The organism is Leifsonia sp. McL0607 (assembly GCF_049993355.1).
Taxonomy (GTDB): domain Bacteria; phylum Actinomycetota; class Actinomycetes; order Actinomycetales; family Microbacteriaceae; genus Leifsonia.
Genome location: NZ_CP188253.1, coordinates 1,058,607 through 1,077,645, shown reverse-complemented (window position 1 = coordinate 1,077,645; position 19,039 = coordinate 1,058,607). Strand labels below are relative to the sequence as shown.

Genomic DNA, 19,039 nt, shown 5'->3' with positions numbered 1-19,039 from the left:
AAACGCTCACTATCCACCAATGATGAAGGAAGCGCGACGCAGCGATGCTCGCGCACCGCACGAAGGAGCACCCCGTGACACTGACCTCCCGCGAGATCGACAGCCAGCCCGCCGTCTGGCGCGAAGCCCTCGACCGGCACGCCGACCGCGCCCGTGACCTCCTCACGCTGCCCGGGGCGCGCATGCTCGTGCTCGGCTGCGGCACCTCGGCGTTCGTCGCCGAGTCGTTCGCGGCACTGCGCGAAGGAGCCGGCTTCGGGGTGACCGACGCCGCCTACGCGTCCGAGCCGTGGCCGTGGCGCGATTACGACGTGGTCGTCGTCCTCAGCCGTTCCGGCACCACGACCGAGGCGATCGAGGCGATCGAGGCCCTCCCCGAGGGTGTGCGCGTGGTCGCGGTCACCGGCGTCGCCGACTCGCCGGTCGCCGAGCGCGCCGACGACGTGCTGCTGCTCGACTTCGCCGACGAGGAGTCCGTCGTGCAGACGCGCTTCCCCACCACGTTCCTGGTGCTCGCCCGTTCCGCCTTCGGCGAGGACGTCAGCGGCCTCCCCGCCGAGGCCGAGGCCGCGCTGGCCCAGCCGCTCGGTCTCGACATCGCGTCGCTCGAGCACTTCGTCTACCTCGGCAGCGGCTGGACCTACGGCCTGGCCCAGGAGGCCGCCCTCAAGATCCGGGAGGCCGCGCAGGCCTGGGCGGAGTCCTACCCGCTGCTCGACTACCGGCACGGACCGCTCGCGGTCGCCGGCGAGAAGTCGCTGGTCTGGATCATCGGCCGTACCGAGCCCAGCCTCGTGGAGGACATCGAGCGTACCGGCGCGAGCGTCCGCACGAGCAGCCACGACGCGCTCGTCGAACTCGCGAACGCTCAGCGGCTCGCGGTCGCGATCGCCGCCCACCGCGGCCTCGACCCTGACAACCCCCGTCACCTGACCCGCTCGATCGTGCTCGGCTGAACGCCGCCGGCTCAGACCCCGACGCGCCAGACAAACCCGAGAGGAACCGAAGATGCTACCTCGCCCCGGCAACACTGCCCCCGCCCGCTCCGCGCTCCGCCGCCGCGCTCTCCGCACCGCCGCCGCCGTCACCGCGACCGCCGCCCTCGTGGCGCTCGCCGGCTGCAGCGGTACGCAAGGCGCGACCACGCTGGACAGCTCCGCCAAGGTCACGATCCAGGTGTGGTCGGGCCAGGCCGACGCCGCCGAGAAGGCGATCGAGGGGCTGGCCAAGGAGTTCGAGAAGGCGCACCCCAACGTCACCATCGACCTCTCGCCCGGCGCCTCCTCCACCGACGGCCTGCTGCAGAAGCTCTCGGCCGGGTTCGCGGGCAACCAGTACCCCGACATGTCGTACGCGTTCGGCTCCTGGGCCGGTCAGCTGGAGGCGACGGGCCGCACGCTCGACATCTCCGCCGATGTGAAGAAGCCGGGCGTCAACTGGGGCGAGTTCACCGCGGCCGCCCGCGGCACCGCGCAGCCCTCCGGGTCGAAGATCATCGGCTTCCCCGCTGTCGTGGACAACATCGGCCTCCTCTACAACAAGACGCTGTTCGACAAGGCCGGCCTGGCTTACCCGACCGCCGACTGGACGTGGGACGACTTCCGCGCGGCGGCGAAGAAGCTCACCAACTCGGCCGACCACGTCTACGGCTACGGCTACTCCGTCTCGGGCAGCGAGGAGACGACCTGGCAGTTCTGGCCGCACCTGTGGCAGAACGGCGGCTCCATCCTCGACAGCGACGGCAAGGCCGCCTTCAACTCGACCGCCGGTGACGACTCCCTGACCTTCCTGCGTTCCATGGCGGTCGACGACAAGAGCGTGTACCTCGACCAGACCGATGAGAAGTTCGGGCAGCTGTTCGTCAGCAACCGCATCGGGATGATCACCTCCGGCCCGTGGGAGCTCTCGGACCTCAAGACCGGAGGCACGAACTACGGCGTCGTGCAGCTTCCCGGCACGAAGGGCGACCACCAGACGGTGTCCGGCCCCGACATCTGGGCGCTGTTCGACCACCACGACAAGAACCGCGCCTACTGGGCCACACAGTTCGCGCAGTGGCTGACTTCGGCCGCGCAGGACGAGCGCTTCAACGTGGCTCTCGGCAACCTCCCGCTGCGGTCCTCCGAGGCCTCGTCCGAGGCGGTCGCGAAGCAGGCCGCGGAGTACCCGGGCTACGAGGTGTTCGTCGCCAACTCGAAGAACGTGAAAGAGACCCGCCCGACGAGCAAGAGCTACGCCTCGCTCTCGGTGGCCGTCGGCAAGGCGATCTCCGAAGTCCTGCAAGGGCAGGGCGAGCCCTCATCCGCGCTCGACCAGGCCGCGAAGACGGCCGATGCCCAGGCGAAGAAGTAGGAACGCGGAGCAACGCGCCATGGCAGACATGACCGTGTCGAAGCCCGGGACGACGTCGCAGCCGGCGGCGGCCGGTGCCCAGCGCAGCCGCCGCTACCGCCGCCGGCAGGGCGTGACAGCCGCTCTCACCGGCTGGAGTTTCGTCGCCCCGGCGACCATCATCATCCTCGGCCTGTCGATCTTCCCGGCACTCTGGGCGTTCGTGCTGTCCTTCCAGAGCTGGGACGGGTTCAGCCAGGCCACCTGGGTGGGAGGCCAGAACTACGCCGCTCTGATGAGCGACGCCGACTTCGGCAACGCGGTGCTCAACACCGTGGGCTTCACGCTCCTGTTCGTGCCGGCCTCCGTTCTGCTGGGGCTGTTCCTCGCGGTCGCGCTGAACCGTCGGATCCGCTGGATGGGCTTCTATCGCACGGCGATCTTCGTGCCGTTCGTGGCCTCCGCTGCGTCGACCGGAATCCTGTCGACGTACCTGTTCAGCCCGCAGTTCGGGCTCGTCAACAACGTGCTCCGGGTGCTCGGGCTCCCGCAGCAGGGCTGGCTCGACGACCCGCACCAGGCCATGCTCGTCATCGCGATCATGTCGCTCTGGGGCGCGGCGGCGTTCACCACCGTGATCTACCTGGCCGCGCTGCAGGACGTGCCGGCCGACCTGATCGAGGCCGCGCGTATCGACGGAGCGAACCGCTGGCAGACGTTCTGGCGCATCGTCTGGCCGCAGCTGGCGCCGGTGACGGTGTTCGTGACGATCTGGCAGACGATCGAGGCCATCCAGCTCTTCGACCTCGTCTATACGACGACGAAGGGAGGCCCGCTGGGCTCCACGGAGACGATCGTGTACTTCCTCTACGACAAGGCGTTCCACGCGCTGCAGTTCGGCTACGGCTCGGCCGCGGCGTACCTGCTGTTCGCGGTCACCCTGCTCATCACGATCGGCGTCGTGCTGTACTCGCGACGCCGGGGATCGGAGGCGATCTGATGGTCAGCGTTCTCGACGAGGTCTCCTCGGCGACCGAGCGGGTCGCCGCGCAGACGGGCAGCGGCCGGGGCAAGCGGCGGCGGTTCAGCGGGTGGCACTTCGTGCTGTTCCCGATCGCGATCCTCTTCCTGGTGCCCTTCCTCCAGATGACGCTCGCGTCGTTCTCTCCCGCGAAGGAGCTGGTGGCGTTCCCGCCGCCGTTCATCCCGTCGCACTTCACGCTCGACGGCTACGCCAAACTCTTCGGCACGACGGACATCATGCGGTGGCTCGGCAATACGGTCATCGTGTCGTCAACGGCGATCGTGTCGAACCTGGTGCTGTGTTCGCTGGCCGGTTACGGCTTCGCCCGCCTGAAGTTCGCCGGACGCAACTTCGGGTTCCTGATGATCCTGGCGACGATCATGATCCCGACACAGTTGCTGATGATCCCGACCTACGTTCTGTTCGCGAACCTCGGCCTCCTGAACGGACTGGGTGCAGCGATCGTGCCGTGGCTGGCGACGGCGTTCGGCATCTTCCTCATGCGGCAGTTCTTCCTCTCGCTCCCGGCTGAGCTGGAGGAGGCCGGCGCGATCGACGGCTGCAATCGCTGGCAGATCTTCTTCCGCATCGTGCTCCCGCTGGCCCGGCCGGCGCTCGCGACCCTCGCGATCTTCACCCTGCTGGGCGCCTGGAACGACCTGGTCTGGCCGCTCATCGCGATCAACAACCAGCAGGCGTTCACGCTGCAGCTGGGCATCGCGAACTTCCAGGGCATGCACCAGACCGACTGGAGCCTGATCATGGCCGGCAATGTCGTCGCGACGCTGCCGCTCATCCTGTTCTTCCTGTTCGCGCAGCGGCACTTCATCGCCACCATGACGTTCTCCGGGCTGAAGGGATGAGCGGGATCGACGTCCTCGTCGATGTGCTCGTCGTCGGCGACGCCAACCCCGACCTCCTGCTCACCGGTGATACCGTGCCGCGGTTCGGGCAGGCCGAGCAGCTGCTCGACACGGCCGACCTCCTACTCGGCGGCAGCGCGGCGATCGTCGCGTGCGGGCTCGCCCGGCTGGGCGCGACGACGGCGCTCGCCGCGGTGGTCGGCGGGGACCGTTTCGGCTCGTTCGTGCTGGATGAGCTGCGCTCGGCCGGGGTCGACGTCTCGGCGGTGACCGTGGACGACGCGGTGCCGACGGGGCTGTCCGTCGTGCTGTCGGAGCCGCACGACCGCGCGATCCTCACCCTGCCCGGCACCATCCCGAGCCTGTCGGCTGCGGCGGTGCGGGAGGCCGTGGAGCGGCTGAGTCCCCGCCACGTGCACATCGCGTCGTACTTCCTGCAGCCGAGGTTGGCGGCGACGCTGCCCGACCTGCTGGGGTGGCTCGGAGAGCGTGGCATCACGGTCAGCCTCGACACGAACTGGGACCCGTCCGAGCGGTGGGGCGGCCTGGAGGAGGTGCTGCGGCGGGTTGCGGTGTTCCTCCCCAACCGCGAGGAGGCGCTGGCGATCGCGACCGCCGTCACCGGTGCGGCTCCGGCCGGTCTCGAGGAGGCCGCGAGCGCACTCTCGGCGCTCGGCTGCCGCGTGGTCGTGAAGGCCGGCGCGGAGGGCGGCATCGCCTTCGAAGGCGGCGCGCGCGTCGCCGCAGCAGCCGGACTGCAGGTGGAGGTCGCCGACACCACCGGGGCCGGCGACAGCTTCGACGCGGGCTACCTCGCCTCCCTCCTCGCCGGCGTCGCCGACGAGGAGGAGCGCCTGCGCTGGGCCGCAACCGCCGGGTCGCTCTCGGTGCGCGGCCGCGGCGGCACCGCGACGCAGGCGACCTGCCACGACCTGACCCTCCCGGTCGCGTAATCACGCACCCTTCTTCTCACTCGAGGGGCACGTTGTTGCCCCTTCGGACGGCCGATAGGGGCAACAACGTGCCCCTCGGCGTCTCCGGCGGCTGCGCGTTCAGCAGGTTCCGAGCCCGCTCCCTGGTCGTCCCGCGGTAGCGGGCGTACAGTGCCCGTTCCGTGGGGCGATCAGGGAATCTTTCCCTCCCGTCCGCGGTTATGTCAGGTGGCATAATCTTGCGACGATCTCGAAGGAGGGATGAAGTGGCACGGAGGATCGAAGAGCTCGAGGACGAGACCGGCGCAGTCATCAAGTACAGAAGGCACGCGAACGGCAAAGGCCTGGTCTCGCCGTCGGCGCGCGTCGCCGAGTCGGCCCATATCGAGCCGAGCGCATATGTGGAGGCGGCCGCCCGCATCGGGCTCGACGCCTACATCGGTGCGGGCAGCTGGATCGACAGCGGCGCCACGATCGGCGACCGCACGTTCGTCGGCGCCAACGTCCACGTCGGCAAGGGCTGCGTGGTCGGCAGTGGCGTGCGCATCGGCAGCAACGTCAAGGTCGGCGAGAACGCGACGATCGGAAACGGCGCGCGCGTAGAACGCGACGAGCAGGTGCCGGCGGGCGCCGTGATCGAGCTGCGCAGCACTGCGGCGGCGCGCGCCGCGCTCACGGTTCCGCCGCATGGCGCGCGAACCACTCGGCGAGCAGCCTGATCGTTGTCGACATCCGCCGAGGAGGAGGACGCCCATTTGGAGCTTCCCACAAACGGCCCGCGGACCCCGCGGGCCGTTTTTGTAGCCGCGGCACCGACGGTTTCCGCCCGCGGCCCCGCAGCCGTAGCGTGGCGAACACCGTAGAGAGATCGAAGAGGAACTCATGGTTGACACTGCCGAGCGCGCCGCCCCCCGGAAGCCGAAAAGCACCGAGCCGAAAAGCACTGAGCCGTACAGCACCGAGCGGAACGCGTCCGTCCAGGACTCCGCCGCCTCCGAAGCGGCCGCAGCCGCCGCGGCCACCGCACCAGCCGGCGCTGCACCGCACATCGACGTGGAGGCGCTGGGCCGCCAGCTGCTGGGCACGTGGGCCGAGGCCCGGTTGGCGTCGCGCGAGCTGTCGGGGCGTCCCGAGATGCAGAAGGTCGAAGGGCTGTCCGTCGCCGACCACCGCTCGCGCGTCTTCGCGCAGCTGAAGCTGCTGGCCGAGAACGGCCAGGTGCACAGGGCGTTCCCGGAGTCGGTCGGAGGGAGTGACGATCACGGCGGCAACATCGCGGCGTTCGAGGAGCTCGTCGCGGCCGACCCGTCCCTGCAGATCAAGTCGGGCGTGCAATGGGGCCTCTTCGGCGCCGCTGTGCTGCACCTCGGCACAGAGCACCACCACGAGACCTACCTGCCGGCGATCATGTCGCTGGAGGTGCCCGGCGCGTTCGCCATGACCGAGACCGGACATGGCTCCGACGTCGCGGCGATCGCCACCACCGCGACCTACGACCCCGAGACACAGGAGTTCGTCATCGACACCCCGTTCCGGGGCGCATGGAAGGACTACCTCGGCAACGCCGCCGTCGACGCGACCGCCGCGGTTGTGTTCGCGCAGCTGGTCACGCAGGGCGTGAACCACGGCGTGCACGCGTTCTACGTGCCGATCCGCGACGCGAACGGCGACTTCCTCCCCGGTATCGGCGGCGAGGACGACGGCCAGAAGGGCGGCCTCAACGGCATCGACAACGGGCGGCTGCACTTCTCCGGCGTGCGCATCCCGCGCACCGACCTCCTGAACCGCTACGGCGACGTCGCGGAGGACGGCACGTACACATCGCCGATCGCGAGTCCCGGCCGCCGCTTCTTCACCATGCTGGGCACGCTCGTGCAGGGCCGTGTCTCGCTCGACGGGTCAGCGACCATCGCGTCGAAGATCGGCCTGAAGATCGCGATCACCTACGCCGACCAGCGCCGCCAGTTCACCGCGGGCAGCGACACCGACGAGGAGGTCATCCTCGACTACCAGCGCCACCAGCGCCGCCTCCTCCCGCTGCTCGCCACCACGTACGCGGCCGGCTTCGCGCACGAGGTGTTCCTGCGCAAGTTCGACGACGTGTTCAGCGGCAAGGCCGACACGGACGCCGATCGGCAGGACCTGGAGACCATCGCCGCCGCCCTCAAGTCGCTGAGCACCTGGCACGCGCTCGAGACGCTGCAGGAGGCGCGCGAGGCCTGTGGAGGCGCCGGCTTCCTCACGGAGAACCGCATCACCTCCCTGCGACAGGACCTCGACATCTGGGTGACCTTCGAGGGCGACAACAATGTCCTCCTGCAGCTGGTCGCCAAGCGGCTGCTGACCGACTTCAGCCGCAAGTTCGCCAAGGCCGACGCCGGCGCCCTCGCCCGGTACGTCGTCGTGCAGGCGGCGGGCAAGGCCTACCACGGCACGGGGCTGCGCAGCGTCGGCCAGACCGTCCGCGACTTCGGGTCGACGGCCCGGTCGGTCAACTGGCTGCAGGAGTCGGCGACGCAGCGCGAACTGCTCACTGACCGGGTCGCGACGATGATCGGGGAGATCGGCGGACGTCTCCGCCCGGCCTCCAGGCTCGGCAAGAAGGCCGGGGCCGACCTGTTCAACTCGCAGCAGAACGACCTGATCGAGGCGGCGCGCGCGCACGGCGAGCTGCTGCAGTGGGAGGCGTTCACCGAGGCGCTGGAGCAGGCTCCCGACCCCGGTACCCGCCAGGTGCTGACCTGGCTGCGCGACCTGTTCGGCTTCGGCCTGATCGAGAAGCACCTGGCCTGGTACCTGATTCACGGCCGGCTGTCGCCGCAGCGCGCACAGGCCGTGTCGGCGTACATCGACCGGCTGCTGACGCGCCTGCGCTCGCACGCCGTCGACCTCGTCGACGCGTTCGGCTACGGCCCCGAACTCGTGCGCGCGCAGATCGCGAGCGGCGCGGAGGCCGAGCGCCAGGCCGAGGCCCGCGCCTACTACGCCGAGCGCCGCGCGGACGGGACGCTGCCCACGCCCGAGAAGGCGTCCAGCAAGCACCGCTGATCCGCGTTCCGCCGCGATCTCAGTGGCAGGACACGCCGCGTCCCGCGGACGCGACGCGGCGTGTCCTGCCAACTTGTTGCGGCCGGCGGCGGCTACGACGAATCGGACGCGCCTGGCGCCGGCGTGGTCAGCCTCTCGGCGCGGAGGTGGATCCCCGGGCGACGAGGCTCGTGGACAGCTCCACCCTGGGCGGTCGCGATCGTTCATCGTCGCCGCCGCGTCTACGCGTCTGGAAGAGGAGGCCGACCGCCCCCGCGCCCATCTCTGCCACGGGCTGGTGGACGGTCGTGATCGCGGGAGTCGCCCACTCGGCCTCCGGACCGTCGTCGAAGCCGACGACGCTGAGGTCGCCCGGGATGCTCAGGCCGAGCGATCGGGCCGCGTCGTACACGCCGAGTGCCATCACGTCGGAGCAGGCGAAGACCGCGGTCGGGCGGTCCTCGGCCGAGAGCAGTTCCGTCGCGCGCTCCGCGGCCAGCTCCCTGTTCCAGTCGGCGTAGGCGACATGCGGCTCATCCGCCCCCGCGTCCCGGACCGCGGAACGGAAGCCGTCGATCCTGGCCGTGTTGTAGAGGTGGTCATGCCCACCGGCGATGACACCGAACCTCGTGTGGCCGAGCTCGAGCAGGTGCTCCGCCGCCGAACGGCCGCCCTCCCAGTTCGTGACGCCGACACTCGGGACCGGCGCGGCCGGCCGGCTCATCGGCGTGACGAGGACGACGGGCACGCCGCCGGCCGCCAGCGCCGCGAGCTGCGCGCTGGTCGGATCCACCAGCACGATGACGGCCCCCTGCGACGGCCTCCTGAGCAGACGCGAGACCCAGTCGCCGTCGTCGCGCGCGATGGTGATGACGACATCGACGTTGGCTGCGGCGGCTTCTCGTTCGACGCCCACCAGCACCCGATTCGCCCAGCTTCCGTCGACGTGGTTGACGACGAGATCGATGAGCGGGGGCGCTTCGGAGGAGAGTGATCGTGCTCGGGGACGCGGAACGCCTTTCGAATAGCCGACTTCACGGACGGCGATCATGACGCGGTCGCGCGTCGCCGGCGAGATGTCGGTGCCTCCCCGCAGAACCTTCGAGACCGTCGGCACGCTCGTGCCCGCGAAGGTCGCGACATCCGACAGCGTCGGCTGCCGCTCCCGTTTCTTCTCAGAGGCCACGAGACCGAGCATATCCACTCGCCTGAATTGCGCAAGTTTTCGTGGCTCACCGTCCTTGCGACCGTTGCAATGACTGTGCGAGGATCGCACAGTTGATTCGCTGCGGCATTGAAATTGCGCAACGTTGCATGAAATCGGAGCCGGGGGATCGACACTCCATCACTCAACGACGACCACCGGCGAAGCTGCCGGGAATGGAGAAGACGATGGCCGGATTCGACAACCCCCTCACGGTCTCCCGCCGCGGACTGCTCGCCGGCGCGGGCGGCCTCACTGTCCTCGCCGCCCTGGCGGCCTGCGCATCGCCCGGTGGGGGCGGTTCACGACCGATCAAGTTCTGGAACATGCCGTGGGGGAACACTCAATTCACGCCCCTGGACAAGAAGATCACCCTGGGATACCGGCCAGCGAGCGGACTTCCGGCCGCCAGCTATCAGGCCGTCCAGTGGGCGAACTTCACCACGACCTTCGCCTCGGCGGTCGCGTCGAACACGGGCCCCGCCGTCAGCAGCGGAAGCGGCACGCAGGCGTTCCAGTTCTCCCAGCAGAACCGGATCGCGTACGCGGACGAGCTCCTGGAATCCTGGAAGTCGAACGGCATCCACGACGACTTCCTCCCGGGCATCCTCGACACGATGAAGACGTCGCGCGGCTATGTCGCCGTCCCGTACAACCTCGACATGCGCGCGCTCTGGTACCGCAAATCCCTGTTGGAGAAGGCGGGCGTGCAGCCGCCGACCGACTGGCAGTCGTACCTGGACGTCTGCGAGGCGCTCAAGAAGAACGGGATGTTCGGCTTCGGAATCGCGGCGGGTGCGCAGGGCAACGGCGCCCAGATCGTCGTCGGGCTGATGATCAACAACGGCGGCGGGCTCTTCGACGAGGAGCAGAAGCCGAACTGCGTGACGCCCGAGAACATCCAGGCCCTCGAGTACATCGTCGAGCTGGTGCGGAAGGGCTACATGGATCCCGGAAGCGTCAGCTACTCCGGCACCAACGCTCAGACGCAGTGGAAGGGCGACAAGTTCGCGATGGGCTTCGAGGGACCCGCGCTCGCGCAGGTCCTCGGCGGCGCCGTCGGGGACGACATGGCGATCGGCGACCCCTTGGTCAGCGCGAACGGCACCAAGGGCGCGCTCTACTTCCCGAACAACATCATGATGTACAAGAACACCCCCAGCCAGAAGGGTTCGGAGGCGTTCCTCACTTACTACTACCAGAACATGAAGCAGCTCTGGACGCAGAACACCGGGGCCGGCCTCCCCGTCCTGCGCTCCATCGCCGCGACGCCCGAGTTCCAGGCGGACGCGAACGCCGTCAAGATGGTCGACGTCTGGCAGCCGATCTGCAAGACCTGGGCGGCGCCCGGAGGCGACGCGCTCTTCTCCAACGTCGCCCTCGTCGACAGCACGCCGGCGATGTCGACGTTCGCGCAGGGCGTCCTGTCGCTCAAGGTCACCCCGAAGGAGGCGCTCACCAGCCTGCAGAAGACCGTCATCGCCGGGATGAAGTGAGCGGCATGTCCACGGATACCCTGCGACGATCGCTCGATCGCGCGCGGAACGGCGTCGGATCGGCCGGCGTCGGCTCGGCTCGTGCGGGCTCGCCCGGTGGCGGACGGATCGGTGCGCCGCCCGCCCGCCGTCGCATCACCGTCAAATGGACGCTGCTGCTCTTCGCCCTCCCGTCGCTCATCCTGCTCGTCTTGCTCAACGCCTACCCGGTGGTGTACGCGGCCCTGCAGTCGCTGCGGAACGGCGACCTGATCGATCCGGGCTCGTTCGTCGGCCTGACGAACTACGCGACCGTACTGCAATCGCCGGAGTTCTGGCGGGCTGCCGGCTTCACGGTCGTCTTCACGGTCGTCGGCGTCTTCGGGAGCTGGGCCATCGGGCTGGCTCTCGCGTTGTTGCTGCGGGCGCGCACGCCGGGCCGCGGTGTCTTCAAAGTTCTGCTCCTACTGCCCTGGGTCGTTCCGATCGTCGTCTCCGCGACGTCGTGGAACTGGCTGGTCGCGACCCCGCAGAGCCCGTTGCCGATGCTGACCAAAGCGCTCGGCCTGGGTGACACGCTGTTCCTCGCCGACCCGACTCTCGCCCAGATCACGGTGTGCGTCTTCAAGGTGTGGATCAGCTTCCCGTTCATGATGATGATGATGAGCTCCGCCCTGGCGTCGGTGGACGTCAACGTCTACGAGGCGTCGAGAGTGGACGGCGCCGGACGGTGGCAGACCTTCCGCCACATCACGATGCCGATGATCGCGCGCTCGACCTTCATCAGCTGGATCCTGATGACGATCTTCTGCGTCAACGACTTCCCCACGGTCTTCCTCCTGACTGGAGGCGGCCCGCTGCAGTCGACCCAGACGCTCGTCGTGCTGGCGTACTCGACGGTCTTCCAGAACTTCCAGACCGGTCCGGGTGTCGCCATCGCCTTCATGATGACGCTCGTCCTGGTCGTGATCTCCGTGTTCCTCTACCGACGGATTCGAAAGGTCGACATCGCATGAGCGCGCTTGCCGAGACGACAGGAGGGCGCATCCGATGGCTGCGCTTCTCCGTCCTGCTCCTGATCGCCGCGGTCGTGCTGGTTCCGCTCGCCGCCGTGGTCCTCCTCTCCCTCCAGCCGGCGTTCGGTAGTGACTCAGAGGGCTTCACCCTCGACAACTACGCGACCGTCTTCACCCAGACCGCGATCGGCAGCTGGCTGGGGAACAGCTTCCTCGTGGCCCTGGTCACCGTCGCCGTCGCGATCGTGGTCGCCGCTCCGGCCGGGTACGTGCTGTCGCGCGGCCGCGGACGGCTGGTCTCCGGATACTCCCTCGGATTGTTCGTGATCCAGTCGCTGCCCGTCATCACGTCGATCATCCCGCTGTTCATCCTGTTCGCGAACCTCGGCCTGGTCGACAGCATGGGCGGGATCATCATCCTGTACGTGGGCGGCACGCTCTCCGTCGCGACCTGGATGATGGCGGCGTACTTCGACTCCATCCCGATGGCGTTGGAGGAGGCGGCCTGGATGGACGGCTGCTCGGTCTTCACCGGCTTCCTCCGGGTGGTCCTCCGGAACTCGCTTCCAGGAATCCTGTCGACGGCGATCTTCTCGTTCCTGCTGTCCTGGAACGACTACCTCGTCGCGGTGATCTTCCTCCGCTCCGAGCAGAACTACACGCTGCCTATCGGTCTGCAGACCTTCTTCCAGCAGAATCAGACGGACTGGGGCCCTGTGATGACGGTGGCGGTCGTGATGATGATCCCGCCCATCCTGATCTTCGCTCTGCTCAACCGGTACTTCGGCGTCGGAGGGATCGGCGGCTCGCTGGCCGGGCGCTGACCGATCGCTAGAGCAGGCCGAGGGCGCGGACAGCCTCGCGCTCGGCGACCAGCTCGGCGACGGACGCGTCGATGCGCTCGCGCGAGAAGGCGTCGATCTCGAGGCCCTCGACAATCTCCCATCGGTCCTGGACCGCGCGCACCGGGAACGACGAGATGAGACCGTCCGGAACGCCGTAGGACCCGTCAGAGACCACGGCGGCGGAGGTCCAGCGCGCACCGGTGCCGTGCACCCAGTCACGCAGGTGGTCGATGGCGGCGCTCGCGGCGGAGGCCGCCGACGACGAGCCGCGCACCGCGATGATCTCCGCGCCCCGGTTCGCCACGCGCGGGATGTACTCGTCGGCGAGCCAGCCCTCCTCGACCAGCTCTCTCGCCGGCCGGCCGTCGACGGTGGCATGGCTGAGGTCGGGGTACTGGCTCGCCGAGTGGTTGCCCCACACGATGACGCCGTCGATCGCCGAGACCGGCACGCCGAGCTTCGTCGCGAGCTGCGCGACGGCGCGGTTGTGGTCGAGCCGAGTCATCGCGGTGAACCGCTCGGCCGGGATGTCGGGGGCGTGCGCGCTCGCGATCAGCGCGTTGGTGTTGGCCGGGTTGCCGACGACCAGGACGCGGACGTCGTCGGCTGCCACCTCGTTCAGCGCGGCGCCCTGCGGCCCGAAGATGGCGCCGTTCGCCTCCAGGAGGTCGGCGCGTTCCATCCCGGCAGTGCGGGGGCGGGCGCCGACGAGCAGCGCGGCGCTCACGCCGTCGAAGGCCGTGCGGGCGTCCTCCGTGACGTCCACCGAGTGGAGCAGCGGGAAGGCGCCGTCCTGCAGCTCGAGGGCGGTGCCCTCGGCGGCGGCGCGACCGGCAGGGATCTCCAGCAGCCGGAGCCGCACCGGCACCTCCGGCCCGAACAGCTGGCCGGAGGCGATGCGGAAGAGGAGGGCGTAGCCGATCTGTCCACCGGCGCCGGTGACGGCGACGGTCGCGTGGGTGGTCATGTTGCGAGCCTAGGGCGTGTCTCCCAACTCTGTGGCTACTGCGCTGGTGCTGGCTACGCCACAGAGTTGGGAGACACACCCTAGCGCCGTAGCGAACGGCCGCACCGCTACAGTCGCACCATGCGCAACCTCTATCCCGAGATCGAGCCGTACGACAGCGGGATGCTGGATGTCGGTGACGGCCAGCAGGTGTATTGGGAGACCAGCGGGAACCCCGACGGCAAGCCGGTCGTGTTCCTGCACGGTGGCCCCGGAGGCGGCACGACGCCCTCCCATCGCCGGCTGTTCGACCCCGCGCGCTACCGGATCGTCCTGCTCGACCAGCGCAACTGCGGGCGCAGCCTGCCGCACGCGAGCGACCCCGACGCCGACCTCTCTGCGAACACCACCTGGAACCTCGTCGCCGACATGGAGAAGCTGCGCGATCACCTCGATATCGAGCGCTGGCAGGTCTTCGGCGGTTCCTGGGGGAGCGCGCTCGCGCTCGCGTACGCCGAGACGCACCCCGATCGGGTGTCCGAGCTGATCGTGCGCGGAATCTTCACGTTGCGTCCAGCCGAGCTCGACTGGTTCTACGAGGGCGGTGCCGCCGCGCTGTTCCCCGACCTGTGGGAGGGCTTCCTGGAGCCGGTCCCCGAGGAGGAGCGCGGCCACCTTATCCGTGCGTACAGCCGTCTGCTCGCCGACGAGGACCCGGCGGTGCACGGCCCGGCCGCGGTGGCCTGGTCGCGCTGGGAGTCCTCCACCATCACGTTGCTGCCGCGCCCGGAGGTCGTCGAGAGCTTCACAGAGGAGAAGTACGCGGTCGCCTTCGCACGCATCGAGAACCACTACTTCATGAACGGCGGCTGGTTCGAGGAGGACCAGCTGATCCGCGACGCGCACAGGCTGGCGGACATCCCCGGCGTCATCGTGCAGGGTCGCTACGACGTGTGCACTCCCGCGATGACGGCCTGGGGCCTGCACAAAGCGTGGCCGCAGGCCGACTTGCAGATCATTCCCGACGCGGGCCACGCGTACGACGAGCCCGGCATTCTCGACGCGCTCATCGAGGCGACGGACCGGTTCGCCGACCGGTGATGCTGCGCCGACCTGGCGTCAGTCACGGAACACGTTCGCGGCGAATGCGGTGTTCGGCGGCGCGAAGCGATGCATTCGCGGCGAAAGCGCGCTGCGGGTGGGGGCCGGCCACCGGCCGAGTCAGCCCGCGAGGGCCGCGAGCGCCTCGCGAAGCTGGGTCGAGCTCGTCGTCATCGTGTATGGGAAGTAGACCACCTCGACGCCGACCACCGCGAACTCGCGTTCCAGGCGCATCCCCTTCTCGGTGCCGCGCCAGTCGTCGCCCTTGAAGAACACGTCGAACTGCAGCTTCTGCCACATCTGGAGCTTGTCGGGGACGGTCTCTGCGACCGCCTCGTCCACGTAGCCGATGCTCCGGACGATCTCGATGCGCTCAGCGAGCGGGATGACCGGGTCGATGCCCTTGGTGAGCCGCAGCATCTCGTCGGAGACGACGCCCGCGATCAGGTAATCGCACTCGTTCTTGGCGTGCTTGAGGATGTTGAGGTGTCCGATGTGGAACAGGTCGAACGCTCCTGCTGCGTAGCCGACGCGTGCGGTCACAGGTGGCCTCCTTCGGGTGAGGTATCCTCACCTATTCTGTCGAATTAGTGAGAATTTGTCACCCACTAATTCGGCGGAGGCTGAGAGCGGAGGCCTCCTCAGTCGACCGTGGAGCGCAGCGCGGCGGCGACTACCTCCGTCGCGGCGGCGATCTGTGAGAACGCCGCCTCGTACGCGGCGTCGCCCTCGCCGTACGGATCGAGGATGTCGCCCTCCGCGTAACCGCGCCGGGTGGCGCGGTCGCGGCTGACGACGCCGGACGACGGGCGGTGCGCGGCCGCCCAGGCGACCAGTTCCGCCGGAGAGAATGCTGCGGCGTCCGCGCGAGAGACGGCGTCTGCGAACTCGGTGAGGGTGAACGCGCGTCGCACGGTCGACGGCGCGTGCGCGACGACCCACTCCCGGTGCTCCCGAGTCGCCGTGAGAACGAGTCCGGTGGAGTTCAGAAGGGAGGCTGTCGCCTGCCGTGCGGCGAATCCGCGGACGTGGACGCCGTGCCCTCCGAGCAGGCGATCCATCGGGGGGTTGACCGACCAGCCCGTCATCGCGTGCGTGCCCGCGGACGACACCGTGAACCGTGGCCCGTCGTCGCCGACGGCATCGGCGAGTTCCTGCGCTAGCAGGAGGTCCATGGCAGGGGAGCGACAGATGTTGCCCGTGCAGATCGTCACGATGGCGAAGGGAGTCGGTGCCGGCATGCTGCCATTCTCGCCGACGGCGACTGCCACCCGAATTGGGGGGAAGCAATGGCTGGCTGGAATTGCAACTGGCATGTAAAATTAACTGACCCATGTGCGCTCTCAGCCGCGGTCTGGTAGGTTTCCAACATCTCACGCGCAGAAGGCCTGGTCTCACCTTCCTGCTTTCCTGATCGCGACGAGCATTGGAAGACGCTTCATGGCATATGCCAGACACCGCCTTACCGGCACCCCCGCCCCCAAGAAAACCCGAAACAACCGAACCCGAAACAACCGAACCCGAACCCGAACCCGAACCCGAACCACGGTTATCACCACGGTGACCGGGACCGCGCTCGCGGCCCTCGCCGCGGTCGGCCTTCCGGCCCTCTCCGCCAACGCGGCCACCACAGCCACCTACACGGTGGCCTCGCAACTGGTCTCCGACGACTTCTCGCGTACGGCCGCCAATGGCTGGGGGACCGCCCCCGTCGGCGGTGCGTACACGGTCGACAGGGCCGCGTCCTTCTCGGCCGCCGGCGGCGTCGGCAGGATGGCCTTGCCGAAGCCCGGCACGTCGCTGACCGCGAACCTGACCGCGGTCTCGGCCGCCGATGTGACGACGGCCGCGACGATCGACATCCCGACCATCCCCACCAGCGGCAACGGCGTCTACGCCGGCGTGCAGCTGCGGTCGACTGCAGGGTCGTACTACCAGGCCAACATCCGCGTGGCCAACGGGGGCACCGTGACGCTCACCATCGTGCGCGTCAACGGCTCCACCGCCACGCAGACCACGGTCGGCACGGAGATCCGCATCGCGTCTGGTCTGAAGGCCGGCTCCGCCCTGCAGCTGCAGTTCCAGGCCACGGGGTCGAACCCGGTGCACCTGCAGGCTCGCGCCTGGGCCTCCGGCGCCGCCCAGCCCGGTTGGCAGGTCACCGCTGACGACTCGGCCTCCACCCGGCTGAGCGGCGCGGGCAGCGTCGCGGCCTGGTCGTACCTGTCCAGTGCGACCGCCGTGCAGCCCGTCGCGTTCGACACCCTCACCGCCTCGAGCCTGAAGGCGACCACGGGGACGCCGACCACGACCCCGACGCCGTCGGCGCCGGCGACCACCACGCCGCCCCCGACTCCCACGCCGTCCTCGACGCCGACCCAGACCCCGACGACGCCGATCGCCCCCACGGCCCCGACGTCGTCCGGCGACCCGTCGATCAACACCGCCGGCACGCGTTTCGCAACCGGCGCCGCGGCGATCGGCAGCACCTCCTATGCGGTGCCGTCCAGAGCGATCGTCGTCTCGCCGTCCGGCTCGAACAGCGCGGCCGGCACCCTGGCCGCTCCGTACGCGACGGTCCAGCGCGCGCTCAACGCCGCTCCGAGTGGAGCTACGATCGTGCTCCGCGCCGGCACGTACCACGAGTCCCTCACGGTCCCGTCGGGCAAGAAGCTCACGGTGCAGTCGTACCCGAAGGAGGCCGTCTACCTCGACGGCAGCTCGCCGGTCGCAGGATGGGCCAAGAGCGGATCGGTGTGGAAGGCCAGCGGTTGGAACCACGTCTTCGACTCCAGCCCCACGTTCACGCGGGGCGCTCCCGACGGCAGGGCCTCCGGGTGGCAGTTCGTCAACCCGAGCTACCCGATGGCCTCGCATCCCGACCAGCTCTGGGTCGGCGGGACCGCCATGAAGCAGGTCGCCAGCGCGTCCCGGGTCACTGCAGGGACGTTCTTCTACGACACCGGGGCCAAGACCCTCGTGCTCGGCACGAACCCGTCGGGCAAGGAGGTGCGCGCAAGCGACCTGCGGAAGGCGATCACCGTCGGCTCGGCCGGTTTCACGCTGAAGGGCGTCGGCGTGCGCCGCTACGCGCCGTCGGTGCCCGACATGGGAGCCGTCACGGACTATCAGGGCACGGGCACGTTCGAGAACGTCTCGTTCACCGACAATGCCACCACCGGCATCGCGCTCGGCGGCTCCGGCCACACGCTCCGCGATGTCACCGTGGCCCGCAACGGCCTCCTCGGAGTCCAGTCGAACAACTCGGATAACCTGACCCTCGACGGCGTTCTCGCCTCCGGCAACAACGCGGAGCACTTCAACACCTCGCCGGTCTCCGGCGGCGTGAAGATCACGCGTTCGCGGAACATCACCGTCGAGAACAGCGCGTTCGTCGATAACCTGTCGCACGGTCTGTGGTTCGACGAGTCGGTCTACAACATGACGGTCGTCCACGACGACTCGCTGCGGAACGCGGGCAACGGCATCGTGATCGAGATTTCCGCCAAGGCGAACATCGTCGACAACGTGTCGTCGAACAACGCCAAGGACGGGCTGAAGCTCGACGACATCAGCAGTGTGCAGGTCTGGAACAACACGCTCACCGACAACACGTCGCGCAACCTGGACATCACCCAGGACGCGCGCCGCGGGAACAACAAGAGCGACGCGGGCCACGACACTCGTCGGGCGTTTCCCGACCCGACGATGACGTGGATCACTGGTCCGGACACGATCCGCAACAACATCATCTCGGGAGGCTCGGGCAACTGCCTGCTGTGCGTCGAGGACTACTCGCACAAGTACTCCGCCGCCCAGCTGGGCATCGACGCCGACTACAACCTGTACCGCCGCGCCTCGGCCGGCTCGCCGAGCTGGTTCGTGATCTGGTCGATGGGTGCGCGCAACCCCGCGGTGTACAAAACGCTGCCGGCGTTCACCTCCGCCACAGGCAAGGGCGGGCACAACACGCTCGTCGAGAACGCGCCGTCGCGGACGGCCGCGCAGCTCGCGGCACCGGCGACCCCCACGGGTACGGCAGCCGGCTTGACCTCGACGATCGCGGCGCTGGTGGGCAAGCCCGCGGGCACGGCCCATATGGGCGCGTGGTGATCCGCACCACCTGATCCGCTCATCGAGCACTCGACGCCGCCGGGCTTCCGCCCGGCGGCGTCGCTGCGTCTCGTCGCTCAGACCCTGAAGGGCGATGACCCCCCTAAGGGGGTCACTGCCGGAGGTGATTCTCGGGGTTGCATCCGGTCGGGAGGTCCGCGC

At 68.9% G+C, this 19,039-nt stretch carries 16 protein-coding genes; 12 read left to right on the top strand and 4 right to left on the bottom strand.

Features of this window, described 5'->3' with window-relative positions; genetic code table 11:
• Positions 1-74 precede the first annotated feature (74 nt).
• The 7 genes from ACPPVW_RS05185 to ACPPVW_RS05155 all read left to right on the top strand — a co-directional run bounded on the left by ACPPVW_RS05185 (position 75) and on the right by ACPPVW_RS05155 (position 8,198).
• The gene (locus ACPPVW_RS05185; protein WP_426625458.1) at positions 75-956 is read left to right on the top strand and encodes an SIS domain-containing protein; all 882 of its coding nucleotides are present in this window, start codon (positions 75-77) and stop codon (positions 954-956) included.
• Between the two features lie 52 nt (positions 957-1,008).
• The gene (locus tag ACPPVW_RS05180; RefSeq protein WP_426625457.1) at positions 1,009-2,352 is read left to right on the top strand and encodes an ABC transporter substrate-binding protein; all 1,344 of its coding nucleotides are present in this window, start codon (positions 1,009-1,011) and stop codon (positions 2,350-2,352) included.
• A 19-nt stretch (positions 2,353-2,371) separates the two neighbouring features.
• Positions 2,372-3,331, top strand: coding sequence for a carbohydrate ABC transporter permease (locus ACPPVW_RS05175; RefSeq protein ID WP_426625456.1), 960 nt, complete (start codon positions 2,372-2,374; stop codon positions 3,329-3,331).
• Complete coding sequence (locus ACPPVW_RS05170) at positions 3,331-4,218, top strand: carbohydrate ABC transporter permease (protein WP_426625455.1); 888 nt, start codon at positions 3,331-3,333, stop codon at positions 4,216-4,218. The genes ACPPVW_RS05175 and ACPPVW_RS05170 overlap by 1 nt, the downstream gene beginning before the upstream one ends.
• Positions 4,215-5,171: a carbohydrate kinase family protein gene (locus ACPPVW_RS05165; RefSeq protein WP_426625454.1), complete on the top strand. Its 957-nt coding sequence runs from the start codon at positions 4,215-4,217 to the stop codon at positions 5,169-5,171. Before ACPPVW_RS05170 ends, ACPPVW_RS05165 begins: the two co-directional genes overlap by 4 nt.
• Positions 5,172-5,416: 245 nt before the next feature.
• On the top strand, positions 5,417-5,869 hold the full coding sequence (locus ACPPVW_RS05160; protein WP_426625453.1) for a DapH/DapD/GlmU-related protein: 453 nt from the start codon (positions 5,417-5,419) through the stop codon (positions 5,867-5,869).
• Positions 5,870-6,032: 163 nt separating this feature from the next.
• Positions 6,033-8,198 (top strand): acyl-CoA dehydrogenase, encoded by a 2,166-nt coding sequence (locus ACPPVW_RS05155; RefSeq protein ID WP_426625452.1) that lies wholly within the window; start codon positions 6,033-6,035, stop codon positions 8,196-8,198.
• 127 nt (positions 8,199-8,325) lie between these two features.
• Here ACPPVW_RS05155 and ACPPVW_RS05150 read toward each other — a convergent pair whose 3' ends face one another.
• Entirely contained in the window at positions 8,326-9,363 is a 1,038-nt protein-coding gene (locus tag ACPPVW_RS05150) for a LacI family DNA-binding transcriptional regulator (RefSeq protein ID WP_426625451.1), read from the bottom strand.
• A 194-nt stretch (positions 9,364-9,557) separates the two neighbouring features.
• Between ACPPVW_RS05150 and ACPPVW_RS05145 the strand changes: the two genes are divergently transcribed.
• Genes ACPPVW_RS05145 through ACPPVW_RS05135 form a run of 3 tightly spaced genes read left to right on the top strand, consistent with a single transcriptional unit; the run spans position 9,558 to position 12,696 of the window.
• Positions 9,558-10,877, top strand: a complete 1,320-nt coding sequence (locus ACPPVW_RS05145; RefSeq protein WP_426625450.1) for an ABC transporter substrate-binding protein — start codon at positions 9,558-9,560, stop codon at positions 10,875-10,877.
• Positions 10,878-10,882: 5 nt separating this feature from the next.
• Entirely contained in the window at positions 10,883-11,872 is a 990-nt protein-coding gene (locus ACPPVW_RS05140; RefSeq protein ID WP_426625449.1) for a carbohydrate ABC transporter permease, read from the top strand.
• Entirely contained in the window at positions 11,869-12,696 is an 828-nt protein-coding gene (locus ACPPVW_RS05135; RefSeq protein WP_426625448.1) for a carbohydrate ABC transporter permease, read from the top strand. The genes ACPPVW_RS05140 and ACPPVW_RS05135 overlap by 4 nt, the downstream gene beginning before the upstream one ends.
• 7 nt (positions 12,697-12,703) lie before the next feature.
• On the opposite strand, the gene ACPPVW_RS05130 is transcribed toward ACPPVW_RS05135, so the two are convergent.
• Positions 12,704-13,684 carry a malate dehydrogenase gene (locus ACPPVW_RS05130; protein ID WP_426625447.1) on the bottom strand — a complete coding sequence of 327 codons (981 nt, stop codon included), beginning with the start codon at positions 13,682-13,684 and terminating at the stop codon, positions 12,704-12,706.
• 120 nt (positions 13,685-13,804) lie between these two features.
• Here ACPPVW_RS05130 and pip point away from each other — a divergent pair, with 120 nt between their 5' ends.
• On the top strand, positions 13,805-14,764 hold the full coding sequence (gene pip, locus ACPPVW_RS05125; protein ID WP_426625446.1) for a prolyl aminopeptidase: 960 nt from the start codon (positions 13,805-13,807) through the stop codon (positions 14,762-14,764).
• Positions 14,765-14,884: 120 nt separating this feature from the next.
• Here the strand turns inward: pip and ACPPVW_RS05120 are convergent, their stop codons facing one another.
• Both ACPPVW_RS05120 and ACPPVW_RS05115 read right to left on the bottom strand, forming a co-directional pair.
• A complete protein-coding gene (locus tag ACPPVW_RS05120; RefSeq protein WP_426625445.1) occupies positions 14,885-15,307 on the bottom strand; it encodes an adenylyltransferase/cytidyltransferase family protein in 423 nt (140 codons plus the stop codon).
• A gap of 98 nt (positions 15,308-15,405) precedes the next feature.
• On the bottom strand, positions 15,406-16,005 hold the full coding sequence (locus ACPPVW_RS05115; protein ID WP_426625444.1) for a hypothetical protein: 600 nt from the start codon (positions 16,003-16,005) through the stop codon (positions 15,406-15,408).
• Positions 16,006-16,324: 319 nt separating this feature from the next.
• On the opposite strand from ACPPVW_RS05115, the gene ACPPVW_RS05110 reads away from it, so the two are divergent.
• Positions 16,325-18,877, top strand: a complete 2,553-nt coding sequence (locus ACPPVW_RS05110) for a right-handed parallel beta-helix repeat-containing protein (protein ID WP_426625443.1) — start codon at positions 16,325-16,327, stop codon at positions 18,875-18,877.
• Positions 18,878-19,039 lie beyond the last annotated feature (162 nt).

What these genes read in the sequence shown, in the direction of transcription:
- ACPPVW_RS05180 (WP_426625457.1), top strand. Translation starts at nt 1,009, where the DNA reads ATGCTACCTCGCCCCGGCAACACTGCCCCCGCCCGCTCCGCGCTCCGC.
- ACPPVW_RS05175 (WP_426625456.1), top strand. Translation starts at nt 2,372, where the DNA reads ATGGCAGACATGACCGTGTCGAAGCCCGGGACGACGTCGCAGCCGGCG.
- ACPPVW_RS05170 (WP_426625455.1), top strand. Translation starts at nt 3,331, where the DNA reads ATGGTCAGCGTTCTCGACGAGGTCTCCTCGGCGACCGAGCGGGTCGCC.
- ACPPVW_RS05165 (WP_426625454.1), top strand. Translation starts at nt 4,215, where the DNA reads ATGAGCGGGATCGACGTCCTCGTCGATGTGCTCGTCGTCGGCGACGCC.
- ACPPVW_RS05155 (WP_426625452.1), top strand. Translation starts at nt 6,033, where the DNA reads ATGGTTGACACTGCCGAGCGCGCCGCCCCCCGGAAGCCGAAAAGCACC.
- ACPPVW_RS05145 (WP_426625450.1), top strand. Translation starts at nt 9,558, where the DNA reads ATGGAGAAGACGATGGCCGGATTCGACAACCCCCTCACGGTCTCCCGC.
- ACPPVW_RS05140 (WP_426625449.1), top strand. Translation starts at nt 10,883, where the DNA reads ATGTCCACGGATACCCTGCGACGATCGCTCGATCGCGCGCGGAACGGC.
- ACPPVW_RS05135 (WP_426625448.1), top strand. Translation starts at nt 11,869, where the DNA reads ATGAGCGCGCTTGCCGAGACGACAGGAGGGCGCATCCGATGGCTGCGC.
- ACPPVW_RS05130 (WP_426625447.1), bottom strand. Translation starts at nt 13,684, where the DNA reads ATGACCACCCACGCGACCGTCGCCGTCACCGGCGCCGGTGGACAGATC.
- pip (WP_426625446.1), top strand. Translation starts at nt 13,805, where the DNA reads ATGCGCAACCTCTATCCCGAGATCGAGCCGTACGACAGCGGGATGCTG.
- ACPPVW_RS05115 (WP_426625444.1), bottom strand. Translation starts at nt 16,005, where the DNA reads ATGCCGGCACCGACTCCCTTCGCCATCGTGACGATCTGCACGGGCAAC.